At 50.6% G+C, this 17,863-nt stretch carries 17 protein-coding genes; 10 read left to right on the forward strand and 7 right to left on the reverse strand.

The genetic code is table 11. The annotated features are described in order from the left end of the window. Complete coding sequence (locus D9A02_RS12635; RefSeq protein WP_254054627.1) at positions 1-1,656, reverse strand: murein L,D-transpeptidase; 1,656 nt, start codon at positions 1,654-1,656, stop codon at positions 1-3. A gap of 286 nt (positions 1,657-1,942) precedes the next feature. Here D9A02_RS12635 and D9A02_RS12640 point away from each other — a divergent pair, with 286 nt between their 5' ends. Then, positions 1,943-2,512, forward strand: a complete 570-nt coding sequence (locus D9A02_RS12640; protein ID WP_162933061.1) for a DUF882 domain-containing protein — start codon at positions 1,943-1,945, stop codon at positions 2,510-2,512. Between the two features lie 147 nt (positions 2,513-2,659). On the opposite strand, the gene lipA is transcribed toward D9A02_RS12640, so the two are convergent. Both lipA and D9A02_RS12650 read right to left on the reverse strand, forming a co-directional pair. Beyond that, positions 2,660-3,613, reverse strand: coding sequence for a lipoyl synthase (gene lipA, locus D9A02_RS12645; protein ID WP_120501302.1), 954 nt, complete (start codon positions 3,611-3,613; stop codon positions 2,660-2,662). A 192-nt stretch (positions 3,614-3,805) separates the two neighbouring features. Continuing rightward, the gene (locus D9A02_RS12650; RefSeq protein ID WP_367946750.1) at positions 3,806-4,663 is read right to left on the reverse strand and encodes a DUF6456 domain-containing protein; all 858 of its coding nucleotides are present in this window, start codon (positions 4,661-4,663) and stop codon (positions 3,806-3,808) included. A 493-nt stretch (positions 4,664-5,156) separates the two neighbouring features. Here D9A02_RS12650 and D9A02_RS12655 point away from each other — a divergent pair, with 493 nt between their 5' ends. Continuing rightward, the gene (locus tag D9A02_RS12655) at positions 5,157-5,459 is read left to right on the forward strand and encodes a DUF6477 family protein (RefSeq protein ID WP_120501304.1); all 303 of its coding nucleotides are present in this window, start codon (positions 5,157-5,159) and stop codon (positions 5,457-5,459) included. On the opposite strand, the gene D9A02_RS12660 is transcribed toward D9A02_RS12655, so the two are convergent. Further along, positions 5,452-6,996 (reverse strand): trimethylamine methyltransferase family protein, encoded by a 1,545-nt coding sequence (locus D9A02_RS12660; RefSeq protein ID WP_120501305.1) that lies wholly within the window; start codon positions 6,994-6,996, stop codon positions 5,452-5,454. The two genes, D9A02_RS12655 and D9A02_RS12660, sit on opposite strands and share 8 nt — an antisense overlap. Positions 6,997-7,195: 199 nt before the next feature. Between D9A02_RS12660 and guaA the strand changes: the two genes are divergently transcribed. The 8 genes from guaA (at position 7,196) to D9A02_RS12700 (ending at position 15,143) form a co-directional block, all read left to right on the forward strand. Beyond that, entirely contained in the window at positions 7,196-8,755 is a 1,560-nt protein-coding gene (gene guaA, locus D9A02_RS12665) for a glutamine-hydrolyzing GMP synthase (RefSeq protein WP_120501306.1), read from the forward strand. Between the two features lie 53 nt (positions 8,756-8,808). Further along, on the forward strand, positions 8,809-9,645 hold the full coding sequence (locus D9A02_RS12670) for a DMT family transporter (RefSeq protein ID WP_120501307.1): 837 nt from the start codon (positions 8,809-8,811) through the stop codon (positions 9,643-9,645). A gap of 132 nt (positions 9,646-9,777) precedes the next feature. Beyond that, positions 9,778-10,911 (forward strand): outer membrane protein transport protein, encoded by a 1,134-nt coding sequence (locus tag D9A02_RS12675; RefSeq protein WP_120501308.1) that lies wholly within the window; start codon positions 9,778-9,780, stop codon positions 10,909-10,911. Positions 10,912-11,033: 122 nt separating this feature from the next. Next, the gene (locus D9A02_RS12680; RefSeq protein WP_120501309.1) at positions 11,034-11,894 is read left to right on the forward strand and encodes an ATPase; all 861 of its coding nucleotides are present in this window, start codon (positions 11,034-11,036) and stop codon (positions 11,892-11,894) included. 41 nt (positions 11,895-11,935) lie between these two features. Next, on the forward strand, positions 11,936-12,880 hold the full coding sequence (metA, locus tag D9A02_RS12685; RefSeq protein WP_120501310.1) for a homoserine O-succinyltransferase: 945 nt from the start codon (positions 11,936-11,938) through the stop codon (positions 12,878-12,880). Between the two features lie 75 nt (positions 12,881-12,955). Then, positions 12,956-13,825 (forward strand): polyphosphate kinase 2, encoded by an 870-nt coding sequence (ppk2, locus tag D9A02_RS12690; RefSeq protein WP_120501311.1) that lies wholly within the window; start codon positions 12,956-12,958, stop codon positions 13,823-13,825. Beyond that, entirely contained in the window at positions 13,818-14,435 is a 618-nt protein-coding gene (locus D9A02_RS12695) for a TetR/AcrR family transcriptional regulator (protein WP_120501312.1), read from the forward strand. The genes ppk2 and D9A02_RS12695 overlap by 8 nt, the downstream gene beginning before the upstream one ends. A 159-nt stretch (positions 14,436-14,594) precedes the next feature. Then, positions 14,595-15,143: a peroxiredoxin gene (locus tag D9A02_RS12700; protein WP_120502522.1), complete on the forward strand. Its 549-nt coding sequence runs from the start codon at positions 14,595-14,597 to the stop codon at positions 15,141-15,143. A 151-nt stretch (positions 15,144-15,294) separates the two neighbouring features. On the opposite strand, the gene rpsI is transcribed toward D9A02_RS12700, so the two are convergent. The 3 genes from rpsI to D9A02_RS12715 all read right to left on the reverse strand — a co-directional run bounded on the left by rpsI (position 15,295) and on the right by D9A02_RS12715 (position 17,834). Then, complete coding sequence (rpsI, locus tag D9A02_RS12705) at positions 15,295-15,783, reverse strand: 30S ribosomal protein S9 (RefSeq protein WP_120501313.1); 489 nt, start codon at positions 15,781-15,783, stop codon at positions 15,295-15,297. Then, the gene (rplM, locus tag D9A02_RS12710; protein ID WP_120501314.1) at positions 15,783-16,247 is read right to left on the reverse strand and encodes a 50S ribosomal protein L13; all 465 of its coding nucleotides are present in this window, start codon (positions 16,245-16,247) and stop codon (positions 15,783-15,785) included. The genes rpsI and rplM overlap by 1 nt, the downstream gene beginning before the upstream one ends. A gap of 192 nt (positions 16,248-16,439) precedes the next feature. Beyond that, positions 16,440-17,834, reverse strand: coding sequence for a PLP-dependent aminotransferase family protein (locus tag D9A02_RS12715; protein WP_254054628.1), 1,395 nt, complete (start codon positions 17,832-17,834; stop codon positions 16,440-16,442). Positions 17,835-17,863: the final 29 nt, after the last annotated feature.

Genomic DNA, 17,863 nt, shown 5'->3' on the forward strand with positions numbered 1-17,863 from the left:
TTAGCCCTGAACCGCGCTCAACGAAACCCCCGCTTTGCGTAAAGCATCCCAAATCTTTGCGTCACGCCCGTAAACATCGCGTCGGTACTGCACACCCTCGCTGGATGAGGTGAAAGCAGTGCGATAAATAATGTGCACAGGAACCTTATTTTTCAGCAGGACTTTGGTTTCTTTCCCAGTATTTAGTTTGGAATGAAAATATGATTTGGGGTCACTTTCCTGCTTGGAAAGCAATTCATAGGCAAACTCAAACGGCTTTTGCAATCGGATACAACCATGACTGAAGGCGCGTTTTTCACGTGCAAACAGGTCCTTGGCCGGGGTGTCATGCAAATATATGTTGTATTTATTTGGAAACATGAACTTGACCAGCCCAAGCGCATTGCGCTTGGACGGCGGTTGTTTAATGGAAAAGGGGAAGGTTCTTTTATTATAAGCCGCAAAATTCACTGCACTACGGGGAACTTCGCGTCCCTGCCGGTTATACAGTTTCAGATGAGATACCGCATTGCGGTTCTTTTTCATCTTAGGCAAGTATTCTTTGACCGCTATTGAACGCGGGACATGCCAGGTGGGATTGATCACCATAAATTCCATTACATCAGAAAACTCAGGGCTACGGCGATCATCCACACTTTTGCCTACTACAGCCCGTGTGACAAATTGAACCTCATCGTTCTCGAATACGCGCGCATTGAAATCAGTAAGGTTTACCATAATGTGGCGTTCATACCGCGGTTGAGAGATCCAGCGTTCCCGCTCCATCGCGACGATGATCGATTTTAGCCGAGCTTCTACGGGTTTGTTCAACTCGGCCAATGTACCCGGGCCTGCAACGCCATCGGTTTCCAACCCGTGCGCAGCCTGAAACAGCTGAACCGCTTGCTTAATCTTATCGTCGAACACTTGCCCCGCATGCCGTTCAAGGTAGCCCATAGCGATCAGGCGATTGCGCATTGCGATAACAGCCTCGCCCTGATCCCCGTGTTGCAGTTTATCCGCAGCAATAGTGGCACCCCACCCTCCTAACTGCACTAATTGCCGCAGGCGCACCTTTTCTTTCATCAGCCGACGATACTCGTTCGAATTGGGCGCAAGTCCATTGATGTATTTACGAGGAATGCTTTGGGCGAATTTTGCCAAATGCGCGGTTTGGTTAAAGTCAGGCGAGGTACGTTTAATCCCGGAATCAACAGACGATGGCACTAGAACGCCGGTACTCACATCTTTTGCATATTTCAAAAAAACTTTACTAAGCGCAACCTCGACTTGGCCAAGCGCACGTGGAGACTTTGCGCTTCCCATTTGCTGCAACAGACCTTGAATATCATACTCTCCTGACGGAAGCCCGTGGGCCTCAACATGTTGAAGCGCGCGAAATAGTGCCTGGCGCCGCAATTGGCCAATCTCACCTTCTTGTGTCCATAGGCGCTGATAATTTGTGTCTTGAAAGTACGTGGCTAACGCCCGATCAGAAGACGCACCTTCTGCAATCGCCTGCCGAAATGCCGTCGATTGTGCCATCGCAGCTGATGTATCAACAACCACAGCTGTTGCAGAAACCCATACTGCGCAGGCTAATTTTGCCATTCTGATTGTGGGGATTTTGAACATCATCACTCTGACCGCACCTTTCTGAAAGTCGCGTAATACCATCTGTTGTTTTTTCGCGATTGGTCAAATCTGTCCAATGAAATCCTAATCTTTATGAAAGATATTGATGATATTGAGACTAAATAGCATCGGATTTTCATGTGTTATTCGTAGTTTGTGCAGTTTTTGCGCAAATTCTCGCCGAAATTGAAGCTTTCGTGAGGCACATTACAATCCCTACTTGGTGGCTGAATCAGTTTGTGTAATAACAATCGCACATCTGGGGATGAGATGGCAGAACCGCCTTGCAAGCGGACAAACAGGTAAGCGACGGGACAGGCGCGGACTAATGAAAAATTGTGGCACGATTCAACTATCGCGGCGCGCGGTACTTGGTGCATTTGCAGCAACAGCCGTTGTCGCAGCACCAACATACAGCAATGCAGCAGGCTTCCTTCGTGGTGGCGGAGATATCCGCAGACTGCGTATGACTTCACCCCGAACAGGTGAAACCATTGACACGATCTACTGGATCGAGGGCAGCTATATCAAGGACGCTATGCGCGAAATTTCAACGTTTATGCGCGATTGGCGAACAAACGACATCATGAAGATCGATGCGCGTACAATCGATATCATGGCAGCAAGTCATAACTTGCTGGATATTAATGAGCCTTTCATGCTGTTGTCTGGCTATCGCAGCCCGAAAACCAATGCGATGTTGCGTAGCCGATCACGCGGTGTCGCGAAAAACTCTCGCCATATGAACGGCGAAGCAGCAGATCTGCGGCTCTCATCTCGGTCAGTTGGTCAGATGTACCGCGCAGCAAAAGCTTGCGCCGGTGGCGGCGTTGGCCGGTATTCTGGCAGCAACTTTGTCCATATGGATTGTGGACCTGTCCGCACATGGGGCAGCTGATACTAAAGGGCGTTCATTTAACGCTTAGTCATAACACTCACGTAACAGGCGGCCTTCGGGTCGCCTTTTCTTTTTGATGCCTCAAAACTATGTTGCTCAACTCTGCTTAAGGTTAATGCAAGTCGAGAACACAGGCGGTAGCGCATGTTATTGACGCGCCAATTTAGCGTCGCGTGCCTCCCGCAAACGAGCAAAATCATCTCCTGCATGGTAGGATGAGCGGGTCAAAGGTGTTGCAGAAACCATCAAGAACCCTTTGCCATATGCAGCGCGCTCATAAGCTTTAAAATCATCCGGAGTTATAAAATCGGCCACCGTGTGATGTTTTGGTGTAGGTTGAAGGTACTGGCCAATGGTCAAGAAATCGATATCAGCGGCGCGCATATCATCCATCACCTGATGCACAGATTGGCGATCTTCCCCTAAGCCCACCATAAGGCCGGATTTGGTAAAGATACTAGGATCAAGCTCTTTGACCCGCTGCAACAAACGAAGTGAATGGAAATACCGCGCCCCGGCGCGCACCTGCGGGTATAACCCCGGCACGGTTTCTAGATTGTGGTTAAAGACATCTGGGCGAGCATCAACGACCACTTCCAATTCGGCAGGATCGCAATGGAGGAAATCCGGTGTCAGGATTTCAATAGTGGTCTTAGGACTACGGTGTCGGATCGCTCGGATCGTCTGGGCAAAATGCGCGGCTCCCCCGTCTTTGATATCGTCGCGATCAACCGAGGTCACAACAACATGATTCAGGCCCAGTTTCTGCACAGCATCGGCCACACGGCCAGGCTCAAACACATCAAGATCTTCCGGCGGCTTTCCAGTCGCGATGTTACAAAAGGAACAGGCTCGCGTGCAGACTTCGCCCATGATCATCATGGTGGCATGGCCTTGGCTCCAACATTCCCCGGCATTTGGACAGGCCGCCTCTTCGCAGACCGTGACAAGGTTGTGCTCACGCATAATACGGTGCGTTTCCTTGTACCCTTTACTATTCGGCGCTTTGACACGAATCCACGAGGGTTTGCGCGGCTGGGCATTATCCGGACGGTGCGCTTTTTCTGGATGCCGTAGCTCTGGAACCTTGATGTCCTTCACCGTTTTTTCCCCGCAAATAACCGTTAAACAATACCTATGTATACAACAGCGGCGGGGAGTACCAGTACTGCAGAAACCGTGCAGGTCGAGCAGATGTTATCGAGTGGCCCGTCGCGTATTACCCTAATCTGGCCCCCGGCCCGATCGTAATAAGCTCAGAGTTTCAGTAAGCGCCCGATATCGGGCGCTTACTCAGCCTATTATTCCACCAGCATCACCCAGTGAATCATAATGTCGGTGCAACCGTTGAAGGGCTATACGCAGCACAATCTTGCCCGACCGTGCTGACCAACCCATCTTCTTCTCTGCTTTTTCAAGGCCTTCAAGAAAACAACAGCAGCGTAAAACTACATCGCCAAGTCCTGGACCAAGGTCGCGAAATGCACAAATCACGCGATCCCGAGCATAAGGTGAGCCGGTGTAATTATGTATATCCTCGGGAATGTTTGTAAGAATCTGGCTCCAATTATCTGGCTCTGGCACTCCAATTTGTGCCAACTCGAAGTCTTCGCGCAATCGCTCCCCTGCCCGGACAAGATCGTCCGATAAAAACCGTGTGCCATCGCGGTCACGGCGGCGGGCTAACATTGCAAGTGGCGTATCAGGCGCACTGTATCGAATTCTTTTTCTGGTGGTGGTATTCGGCGCATCCGTGTCCGTTTCAAGGCCGTGCGAAGTCACACCCACCCCCAAAAATGAGGTTTGTGTTTCGGCGAACCCCATGGCGGAATTTTCACGCTCGGCCAATAAAAGGTTAAACGCTGAACGTCCCGATGCGCTGATACGATAACGGACAATACGCCCGGTACAATTGCTTTCGATCCATCCTTTTAATGCGATCGCTTCTGCCAACTCTCGGTCGATATTGTTGATTGCAACGGTTGCCTGCTCTTTGTCATCACTGACAATAACCGCCTTTTCCATACCAGCGGCAACTGCTAACACCGTGCTGTTCTTCCGCAATTGTTGTAAAACCGGAAAAGCTTCAGCATGAAATTTTTCATCGCTCATAACGACAGGCTTTTCGGGGTTTAACTGATCTGTTGCCATTGGTCTCTCCTTGGATGGGCTTGCAGGTGCAGCACAAGGTCGAACGCAATCTCCTAGGCGATGAAAAGCCTGATCAATCAGCATGTCATCACGGCGCGCTTCGCATCGCCGTACTTGCCTAAGCACAGTTGAGGCATGGCAACCAACCTGCCGGGCGACAGCCCTGATCGAGACACCTGTTTCCGTATGTATGAGGTAATTCTGGGCTGGTTTTGGGACCCAAGATGGAAACGCGTAAATATTAACGGTTTTCACCGCCACATTTTCCATCATTGGCCTCCCGGATTTCGTAGCAGACAGCGCATTAGTCTTACTACCTATTAATCTCTCTCTACCTATGCGTGTTAATCATTGCATTTCGAACTTTTTGGGTCCTGTTAATAATTGTTTTCAAATGTTAATTAAATCTACCCCCTACCGTTCGGTATTCATTACATCACGCAACACCCGGTATAGTTGTGCTTCAATGAGAGCCTGCAAATAGGGGATAATAATGCAAAATTACGCAATTTTACTGAGCAATTTGAAACGCCCACGGACACTAATACATGCAGCTCGCATTGGCGTGGAGAATTACTGCCGCGAGACACACCTGGCCAGATGCATTACGGACATCCCATTGCCAACGGTGGATGAGGCAACAGCGCAATTATTGGAATTGGAAGAGAGGGCAAATGCGCAACGCTTGGATGATGATATGACCTATTCTGTCAAACACCATGTCGAAATCCTGATCGCGCTGATGGGCGAAGCGCGTTTGTTATGCGCTTCGCCAGTGGTTCAGGATCTTAAGTGAAAGCATCCGGCATAGAGGCTTTCTTCTCTGCCACATAGGCCTCGAGAGCTTCTTCAATCGCCGGATCAATTGCTGGCTTTTCGTAGTTGGCCAGCATTTGCTTCATTTTAATGTTTGCCAATGTCCGTGTGTCACGCTCACCTTCTTCGGACCAGGTTTCAAACGGTTTATAGTCCAGCAGATCAGACCGCCAGAACGCCGTTTTGAAATTGGCTTGAGTATGGGCACAACCCAGATAGTGACCACCCGGGCCAACTTCGCGGATGGCGTCCATCGCAGGCGCGTCGCCGTCAATAGATACGCCTTTGGCCAGACCGTGCAACACACCCAATTGATCAGCATCCATCACGAACTTCTCAAAGTCGGCAACCAGACCACCTTCGAGCCAACCACAAGAGTGCAGCATGAAGTTCACACCCGCCAGCAACCCCATGTTCAGGCTGTTTGACGTTTCATAAGCCGCCTGCGCATCTGGCAGTTTCGATCCACAGAACGATCCAGCGGAACGGAATGGCAAACCAAGACGACGTGCCAGCTGACCTGCGCCATATGTCACCATCGATGCCTCAGGTGTCCCAAACGTTGGCGCACCCGAGTTCATATCGATCGAACTCACAAAAGCGCCAAAGATTGCAGGCGCACCAGGGCGAACCAACTGGTGATAAGCCACACCGGCCATCACTTCAGCCAGAACCTGTGTTAGCGTGCCAGCAACCGAAACCGGCGCCATCGCGCCACCAACGATAAAGGGTGAAATGATGCAGGCTTGATTGTTCTTGGCATAAACTTCTAACGACCCCATCATCACATCGTCAAATGTCATTGGCGAGTTGATGTTGGTCAACGAAGTCATAACAGTGTTGTTCTGTACGAACTCTTTTCCGAATACGATTCCGCACATATCGACAGAGTCTTGCGCACGGCTTGGTTCGGTCACCGAACCCATAAACGGTTTATCAGAGAGCAACATATGCGCCTTGAGCATATCAAGGTGGCGCTTGTTTACAGCAATATCTGTTGGCTCACAAACGGTACCACCCGAGTGGTGCAGCCATTTGGACATATAGGCCAGTTTCACGAACTTCTCGAAATCATCCATGGTGGCATAACGGCGACCACCATCCAGGTCGCGTACGAACGGAGGACCATAAACCGGAGCAAGAACAAGATTGCGGCCACCAACGGTCACTGAACGCTCTGGATTACGGGCGTGCTGAATATATTCACTTGGTGCGGTTGAGCACAGCTTACGGGCCAAACCACGTGGAATACGAACACGTTCACCGTCAATATCGGCACCGGCATCACGCCAGCGCTCCAATGCCGCTGGGTTATCAACGAAGTTCACACCGACCTCGGCCAGAATGGTCTCAGCGTTGGCTTCAATCAGCTCCAGCGCCTCCTCGTTCAGAACCTCAAAGTTCGGAATGTTCCGTTCAATATACTTGGCGGTTTCAAAACTGACTGTAGTGCGCTCTGCGCGGCGGGCTGCTCCGCCACCTCCGCGACTGCGGCGACGCGATCCTGCTTCGGCCATACTGTACTTCCTCTGGTTTTAAATGCACCCCGTAGGGCGCGGCTTAATGTCAGTTTAACCAATCAAAACCGCTCACCCTTGAAGGTTTGCGGCCTTTGAGGCCCTATAGCGACATCTAACAAAGACAATGGCGACATTTTTTATCGAACAACTCATCGCCTCTCTTGCGTAAATCTACGCCTCGGCCTACTAGGCTTTTATGACCCAGACATCCCATGACCGCCTTCTTATCATCGACTTCGGCAGCCAGGTTACCCAGCTGATCGCCCGGCGCCTGCGCGAGTTGAATGTTTACTGCGAAATTCACCCTTATCAGAACGTCACAGCCACGTTTCTAAAGGATTTCGCCCCCAAAGCCGTGATCTTTTCCGGTGGCCCAGACAGCGTGACCCGCGAAGGGTCCCCGCGCGTGCCACAGGAAATCTTTGCCATGGGCTTACCCATCTTGGGCATTTGTTATGGCCAACAAGTGATGATGCATCAGCTGGGTGGCAAGGTCGAATCGGGCCATGGAACCGCTGAATTTGGGCGTGCCTTTGTGACACCCGGCGATGATCTGGCGATCTTGCAGGGCTGGTTTGCAGATGGCGACGAACAGGTTTGGATGTCGCATGGTGACCACGTTAGCGAAATAGCCCCAGGGTTTGAGGTCTACGGCACCTCGCCCAACGCGCCCTATGCCATTACGGCAGATGTCGCGCGCAATTTTTACGCGGTACAATTTCATCCCGAGGTGCACCACACCCCCAAGGGTGCCACGCTTTATGAAAACTTTGTGCGTCTGGCCGGGTTTTCAGGTGATTGGACCATGGGTGCCTACCGCGAACAGATGATAGCGACCATTCGCAATCAAGTCGGCGATAAAAAGGTCATCTGTGGCCTTTCAGGTGGTGTCGATAGTTCGGTCGCTGCAATCTTGCTTCACGAGGCCATCGGCGATCAGCTTACCTGTGTCTTTGTTGACCACGGCCTATTACGCAAGAATGAGGCCGACGAAGTCGTCAGTATGTTCCGCGACAATTATAACATCAAACTAATCCATGCAGATGAAAGCGATCTGTTCTTGGGTGAGTTGGATGGTCAAAGTGATCCTGAAACCAAACGTAAGATCATCGGCAAGCTGTTCATTGACGTGTTCCAGAAATACGCCGACACGATTGAGAACGCTGAATTCCTTGCTCAGGGCACACTCTATCCTGATGTGATCGAAAGCGTCTCTTTTTCCGGCGGCCCATCCGTCACGATCAAGTCACACCATAATGTCGGCGGTTTGCCGGAAAAAATGGGCCTGAAGCTGGTCGAACCGCTGCGCGAGTTGTTCAAGGACGAAGTCCGCGCTTTGGGTCGCGAGTTAGGGCTGCCAGATAGTTTTATTGGCCGCCATCCCTTCCCCGGCCCCGGCCTGGCAATTCGGTGCCCCGGTGAAATCACCCGTGAAAAGCTGGAGATTCTGCGCGAAGCCGATGCTGTCTATATCGATCAGATTCGTAAGCACGGACTTTATGATGAGATCTGGCAGGCATTTGTTGCTATTTTGCCAGTTCGCACCGTTGGTGTGATGGGCGATGGCCGAACCTATGATTTTGCCTGTGCCCTACGCGCGGTGACCTCGGTTGATGGGATGACAGCTGATTACTATCCCTATAGTCACGAATTTCTTGGCGAAACTGCAACCCGGATCATCAACGAGGTCAAAGGCATCAATCGCGTAACCTATGATATCACCTCAAAACCTCCGGGTACAATCGAGTGGGAATAACACCAGCCCCGACAACGACTGAACCCGCACATATTTTACGTGCCGCGGTCTGGATGTTGGGGGCAGTGTTTGCCTTTTCACTCATGGCGATTGCCGGGCGCGCAGTCAGTCTGGAACTCGATACATTCGAGATTATGATGTATCGCAGCGTGATCGGGTTGATCACCGTTGTGTGCATCGCTCGTTTAGCTAACACTCACCGCCAAATAACCCTGCGCAATATGCATTTGCAGGCCCTACGAAACATCAGTCATTTTGCAGGGCAAAATCTATGGTTCTTCGCCCTCCCCCTGATCCCGTTGGCACAACTCTTTGCATTGGAGTTCACCTCACCAATTTGGGTGCTGATCTTATCACCGGTTTTTTTGTCTGAACGGCTAACACTGATCAAAAGTATCGCCGCCATCACAGGCTTTTGTGGTGTGCTGATCGTGACACAGCCCGGAAATAGTGATGCCCTGAACATCGGTACTATTGCTGCGGGCTTAGCTGCGATCGGATTTGCCGGGTCAATTATCTTTACCAAGCTCCTAACCCGACGAGAGAGCCTGACTTGTATCTTGTTTTGGATGACCTTATTGCAATCAGTGTTTGGACTAATTTGCGCCGGCTACGATGGTCACATTTCCGGCCTGTCGGGTGACACGTTGCCATGGCTAATCGTGATTGCGCTTTGTGGTCTTACTGCGCATTTTTGTTTGACCAAAGCAATCAGCATTGCTCCTGCAACTGTTGTGGTTCCCGTAGACTTCCTACGTTTACCATTGATCGCCTTGATTGGATTCTGGTTTTACCAAGAACCAATCACCTTAACCGTCTTGCTTGGGGCGGCAATTATTTTTGCAGCAAATTATCTAAATCTTTGGAATGAATCTAAAAATACAATTTAATACAATAACTTAAATGCGGTGATGTCATTGCGCCACACAGAATAAATGACAAATTTGTGACGCGGCGTCAAAGATTGACCGGCTCATCCGCCTCTATATTCTGCCTTAAACAGGAAGAGGTATGAGGGTTTTATGAAATATCAAGGTCTAATAACGGCAACGTTTGCCACAGCAGCGATCGCCAGCATGGCGGACGCGGGCAGCATCGAGAGAGCCGGTGATCCATCGCAAATTTTGTTTGAAGAAGGCAAAAACTATCTGGAATTCAGCGCAGCTGTGGTGACACCTTATATTAGCGGTACACCAAACGCGACGTCCCCCTCGATGACACCAATCATCTCGGGCGGAGTTACGGTTGGTGCAGCAGCTGTAGGTGGCACTGGCAACATCACAGATCGCTATATTACCGGAGCCCTAGGATATAAGCATCAACTGAACGATCAAGTTGCTTTGGCCTTCACGATAGACGAGCCAGTCGGTGCCGATGTAAATTACACAGCCGCAAATGCAGTTTTCGCTGGATCCAATGCAGATGTAAGTTCTCGCGCATTTACAGCTTTGGCAAAATACCAAACCTCCGAGAATTTCAGTGTATATGGTGGCCTTCGCCTGCAAACCCTGAGAGGTAATGTTACCGTTGTCGGCTTAAACGGTGCGTTGTTTAACTATAATCTTAATGTCGGAAATGATTATAAACTCGGTTACCTTCTCGGTGCTGCATACGAAAAGCCCGAAATTGCACTGCGCGTTGCACTAACATATGAATCTGCGATTGAACACGACTTCCGCGACAACAATGGCACGGAATTTGATGTGGAAATCCCACAGGCCTTTACCTTGCATGCACAAACCGGCATTGCTACGGATACGCTCCTATTTGGCTCAGTCCGCTGGCGTGAATGGAGCAAATTCAATATTGCTCCACCCGACTTCGTATCACTGCCCGGAAACCGCACCAACAGCCCAATTGCATCCGAACCCGATGATATCTGGACATATGAACTGGGTCTAGGCCGTCGCTTCAATGAAAATTGGAGCGGTGCTGCCCTACTCGGTTATGAATCTGATCACGGCAAACCTGTTGGTAACCTCTCAGGTAAAGATGGTTACATTAGCTATGGGCTTGCTGCCACTTATGAGACCGAAACCTGGGAAATCACAACAGGTGTTAAATATTTCGACATGGGTAGCGCAGAAACATCAGTGTCTTCATTCTCCGGGAATGATGTTATCGCATTCGGCATGAAGCTGGGCTTCCGTTTCTAAGGCTCTCCCCTCAAAAACCGTATCTACCCCGCCCCTTTCGGGCGGGGTTTTTTATTTTCTGCGCTTTCAAATTGACCTCGCTTCCGGCTCTGGCTACCACAGGCGCGATAAAGGGGCCGATCATGATCTATCAAACAGCCGATGACTGGCGAGCAGCGCCAAACAAACGTATCTTGTTTTATGGAATGTCTGGCTTGGGCAAGACCCACCTTTCCAGCATACTGCGTGATCAAGGTGAATGGTTTCACTACTCGATCGATTACCGCATAGGCACACGTTACATGGGCGAGGTTATCGCTGATAACGCCAAGGCTCACGCCATGCAGGTGCCCTTTCTGCGTGAACTGTTACTGACCGATTCCATTTACATCGGATCCAATATCACCTTCAGCAATCTGACCCCAGTTTCGACCTATTTGGGTAAACCCGGCAACCCAGATCAGGGTGGCCTTCCAATCGATGAATACCATCGTCGTCAGGAACAATTCCGTCAGGCCGAAATTCGAGCACTGGCCGACACAGCCTATTTTGTCGACCGAGCCGCCCGTTTGTATGACTATCCGAACTTCATATGCGATACCGGCGGATCAATTTGCGAATGGGCCGACGGTGACGATCCTGATGATCCACTACTGAATGAGCTGTCATCACAATGCCTAATGATTTATCTGCAAGGTAATGAGGCTCACACACAGGAACTGATCCGCCGGTTTGACCGTTCGCCCAAGCCGATGGCCTACCAGCCCGATTTCCTGCACGCTTGTTGGGAGGAGTATTTGGTCGAATCTGGTCTGAGCGATGACACGGTTGACCCCGATACTTTCATCCGCTGGACCTATGCCCGCGCACTTGCGCATCGCAAACCACGCTACGAAGCGATGGCGAAATGGGGTATTACCTTGACCAGCGCAAAAATGGCCACAATCCAAAGCCCTGAGGACTTTGATCACGCCGTCGCGAGCGCCCTTGAGGATCTCAGCTAACCTTCTTATCTGCAAACAAACAAAACAAAAAGTTCAACATCATGCCCATCAAGATCCCCTCCAACCTTCCCGCCTATGACGTGCTTTCGCGCGAGGGTGTGATGGTTATGGACGAGGATCAGGCCGCGCGTCAGGATATCAGACCGCTACGGATTGCAATGCTGAATCTGATGCCCAAGAAAATTCAGACGGAAAACCAATTTGCGCGGCTGATTGGGGCAACACCTTTGCAAATCGATCTGCACCTGATCCGGATGAGCGAACACCGCACCAAAAACACCGCTGCAGAACACATGGCCAGCTTTTACCGCCCATTTAGCGAAGTTCTGGCGTCGGACGAGAAATTTGACGGGTTGATCATCACCGGCGCCCCAATTGAGCATCTCGACTTTGAAGCTGTCACCTATTGGGAAGAACTGCGTCAGATCTTTGAATGGACGCAAACTCATGTGCATTCAACCTTTGGCGTCTGCTGGGGCGGGATGGCGATGATCAACCATTTTCACGGCGTGCAGAAACATATGTTACCGCATAAGGCTTTTGGTTGTTTCAAGCACCGGAATATGAAGCCCTCTTCTCCGCTTTTACGTGGTTTTTCAGACGAGTGTGTAATTCCCGTGAGCCGGTGGACAGAAATGCGTCAAGATGAAATTGATGCCGCCGATGGTCTGAATACCCTCCTGTATAGCGATGAGGTGGGCCCTTGCCTCGTATCTGACAGGGCACATCGTGCGCTCTATATATTTAACCATTTTGAGTATGACAGTGACACACTCAAACAAGAGTATGATCGTGATGTCGCCAATTACACATCCATCAATGTGCCGTGCAATTACTATCCCGATGATGATCCAACCCAGCCGCCGCAAAACCGGTGGCGTAGCCATGCACATTTGCTTTATGGCAACTGGATTTCTGAAATATACGAGACAACACCTTACGATATCGACAAAATCGGGATTGAGCAGACAGACCTGCGCGCCTGATTGATTCACGCCAATGTAAGATTGCACCCCACCCGGCGGCACGCCATATTAAATGTAAGTAAAAGGGAGATCAGGATGGATTTACCATTTGGCGGTGCCATTAGTGACTTTTTTGAAAACGATGCGCCACAGGACATTCGTGATGCCATCCGGCGCGCCGACAAAGGTGAAATTCTCTCTCATACGTATCCCCATTCTGAACGCTTACCACGCAAAGCCTATGAAAAAGATCTGCACCAGTTGCAAATTGAATTGGTCAAGATGCAGGCATGGGCCCGTCAAAGTGGCGCGCGTGTTGTTGTGGTCTTTGAAGGGCGAGATGCGGCGGGAAAAGGTGGTACAATCAAACGCTTCCGTGAAAACCTTAACCCAAGAAGTGCCCGAGTTGTAGCGCTTCCCAAACCTTCGGACATAGAACTATCTCAGTGGTATTTTCAGCGCTACATTGACCACTTACCCTCGGCTGGGGAAATCGTGTTCTTTGATCGTAGCTGGTACAACCGCGGTGTGGTTGAAAAAGTGTTTGGCTTTTGCTCTGACGCTGATCGCAACCGATTTTTCAATCAGGTTTGTCCATTTGAAAAGATGCTTACTGACGAAGGGATCTACGTTTTCAAGTTCTGGCTTAATGTCGGCCGTGCTGAACAATTACGACGTTTTCTGAGGCGCGAATCTGACCCCTTAAAGCAGTGGAAGCTAAGTAAAATTGATGCTGATGGCCTAAAGAAGTGGGATGATTACACCAGAGCCATTCACGAAACGCTAGATCAAAGCCATTCAAGCCATGCACCCTGGACGATTATACGGACCGACGATAAACGCCGTGCTCGATTACAAGCCATTCGGCACGTTCTAAACGCTTTGCCTTATGCGTACAAAGACGCTAAGGCCATCGGCGCGATAGATCCTAAGATATGCGCCGGCCCTGAGATCTGGCATGCCTAAGCGCGGATATCATCATGGCAATCTGCGCCAGGCATTGGTTGATGCTGCACTCAGCCTGATCGAGGCAAAAGGCCCAACCGGATTTACCTTGTCAGAAGCTGCAAAACAGGCCGGTGTCACCCCTGCAGCTGTCTATCGTCATTTTGCAGGCCGAGAAGACCTAATCGCAGAAGCCGCCCGTCAGGGATATGAGATTTTCGCCGACCTGATCCAGCACGCTTTTGACCAGGGGCAACCATCCGCTCTTGCCAGCTTTGAAGCCACAGGTCGCGCCTATTTGGCATTTGCCCGGAAATATCCTGGCTACTATATATCCATGTTCGAATCTGGAATATCAATCAACCGCACACCTGAACTGGCGGCAGTGGCCACGCGTGCGCGCAATGTGTTGGAACATGCCGCAACCGAGCTGTCAAAACACATCCCCGCAGAAAACCGCCCACCTGCCGCGATGTTTTCCGCACATGTTTGGGCGCTAAGCCACGGCGTTGTAGAGCTGTTCGCACGCAATTCTCCCGGTACGCAAAGCCCCTTTGCGCCCGAGGATTTGCTGGAATCCGGAATTGGGATTTACCTGCGTGGGCTGGGGCTTATCCCACCAGATGAATGAGTTTCATCTCGAAACTATCCACCCTTCAGAGCGTGTGGCAACGCAATAAAATTATTATATAAATTCACATTCTACCCCGCGACATTTCGACCGTTGAAGCTGCCCTTAGAATCATTTTAGAGCGCTAATCAAACACATCTGCATCACAGGAGTTTGATGATGAAAGCTGGCGCACAACTGCCCAACGTGACCTTCCACACACGTGTCCGTGACAACGCAATCGAAGGTCCTAATCCGTTCCGTTGGGAAGACAAAACCACTGCCGATTATTTCACTGGCAAACGCGTGATACTGTTTTCTCTGCCCGGTGCGTTCACGCCGACCTGCTCGACCTATCAGCTTCCCGGTTTTGAAAACGGGTTTGACACATTCAAGGACAACGGCATTGATGCGATCTACTGCATGTCCGTAAATGACAGCTTTGTCATGAACAAATGGGCGCAAGATCAAAAACTGTCAAACGTACATGTCATTCCGGACGGGTCAGGTGAATTCACCCGTAAAATGGGCATGCTGGTCGACAAAGAAAACCTTGGCTTTGGCATGCGGTCGTGGCGTTACGCCGCCATCGTCACCGATGGCATTGTTGAAGCATGGTTTGAAGAGCCCGGCTTGATGGATAACTGCCCAGAAGATCCATATGGCGTGTCCTCACCTGACAACCTGATGAAACACCTCGAGCAGATCAAAGAGCCTGAACTGGCCTGATCGACCACACTTAGCAAAAAACCGAAGGCCCGCCACTGGCGGGCTTTTTTGCATTCGCAAACGTGCCCTCGCCGCGAAATCAAACATGTACCCATAACGTAAAAAAGGGCCGCCCAAAGGCAGCCCTTTCCAAATCCAAATGTCGAAAAGCTTAACGCTTCGAGAACTGGAAGCTACGACGCGCTTTACGCTTACCGAACTTCTTACGTTCAACAACACGGCTGTCGCGTGTCAGGAAGCCAGCAGCTTTCAGAGCGCCACGCAGGCTGGGATCATAAAGCTGCAGTGCTTTTGAAATCCCGTGCTTAACCGCACCGGCCTGACCAGACAGACCGCCACCTTTAACGGTGGCCATAACGTCAAACTGATCTTCAACGCCTGCAACCGTGAACGGCTGACGCAGGATCATCTGCAGAACCGGACGTGCAAAATATTTGCTCATCTCTTTGCCGTTGACTGTTACTTTGCCGGAACCTGGTTTGATCCAGACGCGGGAAACCGCATCTTTACGCTTACCAGTGGCATATGAGCGGCCCAGATCATCACGAACTGGCTCACGTGGGGCTTCGATTTCGATCGCTGGTGCTGTGCCATCGGCAACCGCTTCCAGACCTTCGAGTGTTTTGATATCTTCGCTCATCAGTAAGCCACCCGCGTGTTTTTGGAGTTCATGGATTTCACATCCAGCACTTCAGGCTGTTGTGCATCATGTGGATGATCGGTACCCGCGTAAACGCGCAGGTTTGTCATCTGTACACGTGACAGGCGGTTGCCTGGCAGCATGCGCTTGACCGCTTGCATCACAACGCGCTCCGGATATTTCCCTTCCAGGATTTCGCCAGTTGTGCGCGATTTGATCCCACCTGGGTGGCCAGTGTGCCAATAGTTTGGCTTTTCACGTTTGTTGCCGGTCAGCTGGATTTTGTCGGCATTGATGACGATCACGTTGTCACCCATGTCCATGTTTGGCGTAAAGCTGGCTTTGTGTTTGCCACGCAGACGCATCGCAATGATCGAAGCAAGACGGCCCAGAACAACGCCTTCTGCGTCGATCAGGATCCATTTCTTGTCGATATCTGCTGGTGTTGCAGAGAATGTCTTCATTTTCAGGGATATCCCATTTGTCTGTTGGGCCTGCCAAATGACAAACCCCGATTGATGGGCGGTTTATACTTGTCTTTTTGCGCCAGTCAATGACACCAAGAAACAAATAAACGTTTAAATACAATAAATTACAATTACGGTATTATTTTACCCCAATTAAATTTACCGATATTGGACTATGAATCACAGAATTCACAAGTCAACGTTTGTGGGTGGCTGCGCCAATAGCCGTGACATTGTTCGCAATGCGCTTTCAAACGTTGCCTGAGAGACATTGGCATTCAACCCCAACCTTACTGCATTTGGCGCATGTCCATCTGGCAAAGCAAACTCATCAGAAGGTTTAATCCGCACCCCCTCCGCCTCGCATGCCCGAGCAAAAGTTGACCCCCGCCAGCCCTGCGGAAGCTTAAGCCAAATAAAGGGTACGTCTGGCCGCCAATTGATTTCCCATTGACCAAGCACATTCACCGCAATTCGAACACGTTCAAGGATAACCTGCTCCACTTTCAGTCGCACGGCTTCAGCTGTTCCAGACAATATCAGTTCGGCACAGATATCGAGCGAGGTTTGAGGTAAGCCGTAAAAGGAAGACTGTGCCACCTGCCGCGCCTGCGCTGCTTGTTCACGCGGGCAAGCAACATAGCCAAACCGCATTGCCGCAGAAACCGATTTGCTGAGTGATGACACATACCATGCTCTTTCCGGGCAAATACCACGGTAACTTGGTGCTTCGGGGCGTGTCACACATAGGCTATCATCTTCGATGATTTGCAACTGATATCGGCGGGCAATTTCGCTTATCTCTTGCCGCCTTTGCAAGCTGGTCCGGCTGGTTGTTGGACTGTGCACTTCTGAAAAAGTCAGCAACACTTGCCCACCATGCTTGCGCAACGCTTCCTCCAACCGATCAGGGCGCATCCCTTCGTCGTCCATACCAATCCCAATCAACTGGGTTCGCAGTAAACGACTCGCGTGTCGCACCCCGGGATAGGCGAGCTCCTCTGTCAAAATCACCGGCGAAGGTCCATGCAAACAGGCTTGAAGGGCTACGATGACCGTATTTTGCGCTCCAAACCCCAACACAATATCATCTTCGGTTAGTCGCCCTGCTCGTTCCGGCCCAATCCATTGCACTACGGCTTGGCGCGCCCTTTTATCTGATGCTGAACTTGGAATATCCGTATAATTGCGCTCACTATCACGCGCCAATAGCATCATAATGCGCTGTATCTCTTTGTCTTGCCCAACATCAGGAACCCGTACGCCACGGAAATCTACGGACCCCGGACTAGGATCATTCAAAAGGGGCTCAGGTTCTGCGTCCTGTGTCACCAATCCTCCAGACACAAAGGTCCCTCTTCCCACGCCAGTTTCGACCAAACCTTCCTCTGCTGCCAACCTATAGGCGCGAGCCACTGTTCCCGGTGTGATCCCTAATTGCCAAGCCAATTCTCGCACTGGCGGCATTTTATGCCCATGGCTCAACACACCGGATCGGATCGCCGCGCGCATTGATTGTACCAGTACAATGTATTTAGGTGAGTCAATGTTAGCGAAATCAGGATGCCAAATTGTATCGGTCACAATGTTTTCCTAGCAGAATTGTACTAAAC

This window comes from Roseovarius sp. EL26, from assembly GCF_900327775.1.
GTDB lineage: Bacteria > Pseudomonadota > Alphaproteobacteria > Rhodobacterales > Rhodobacteraceae > Roseovarius.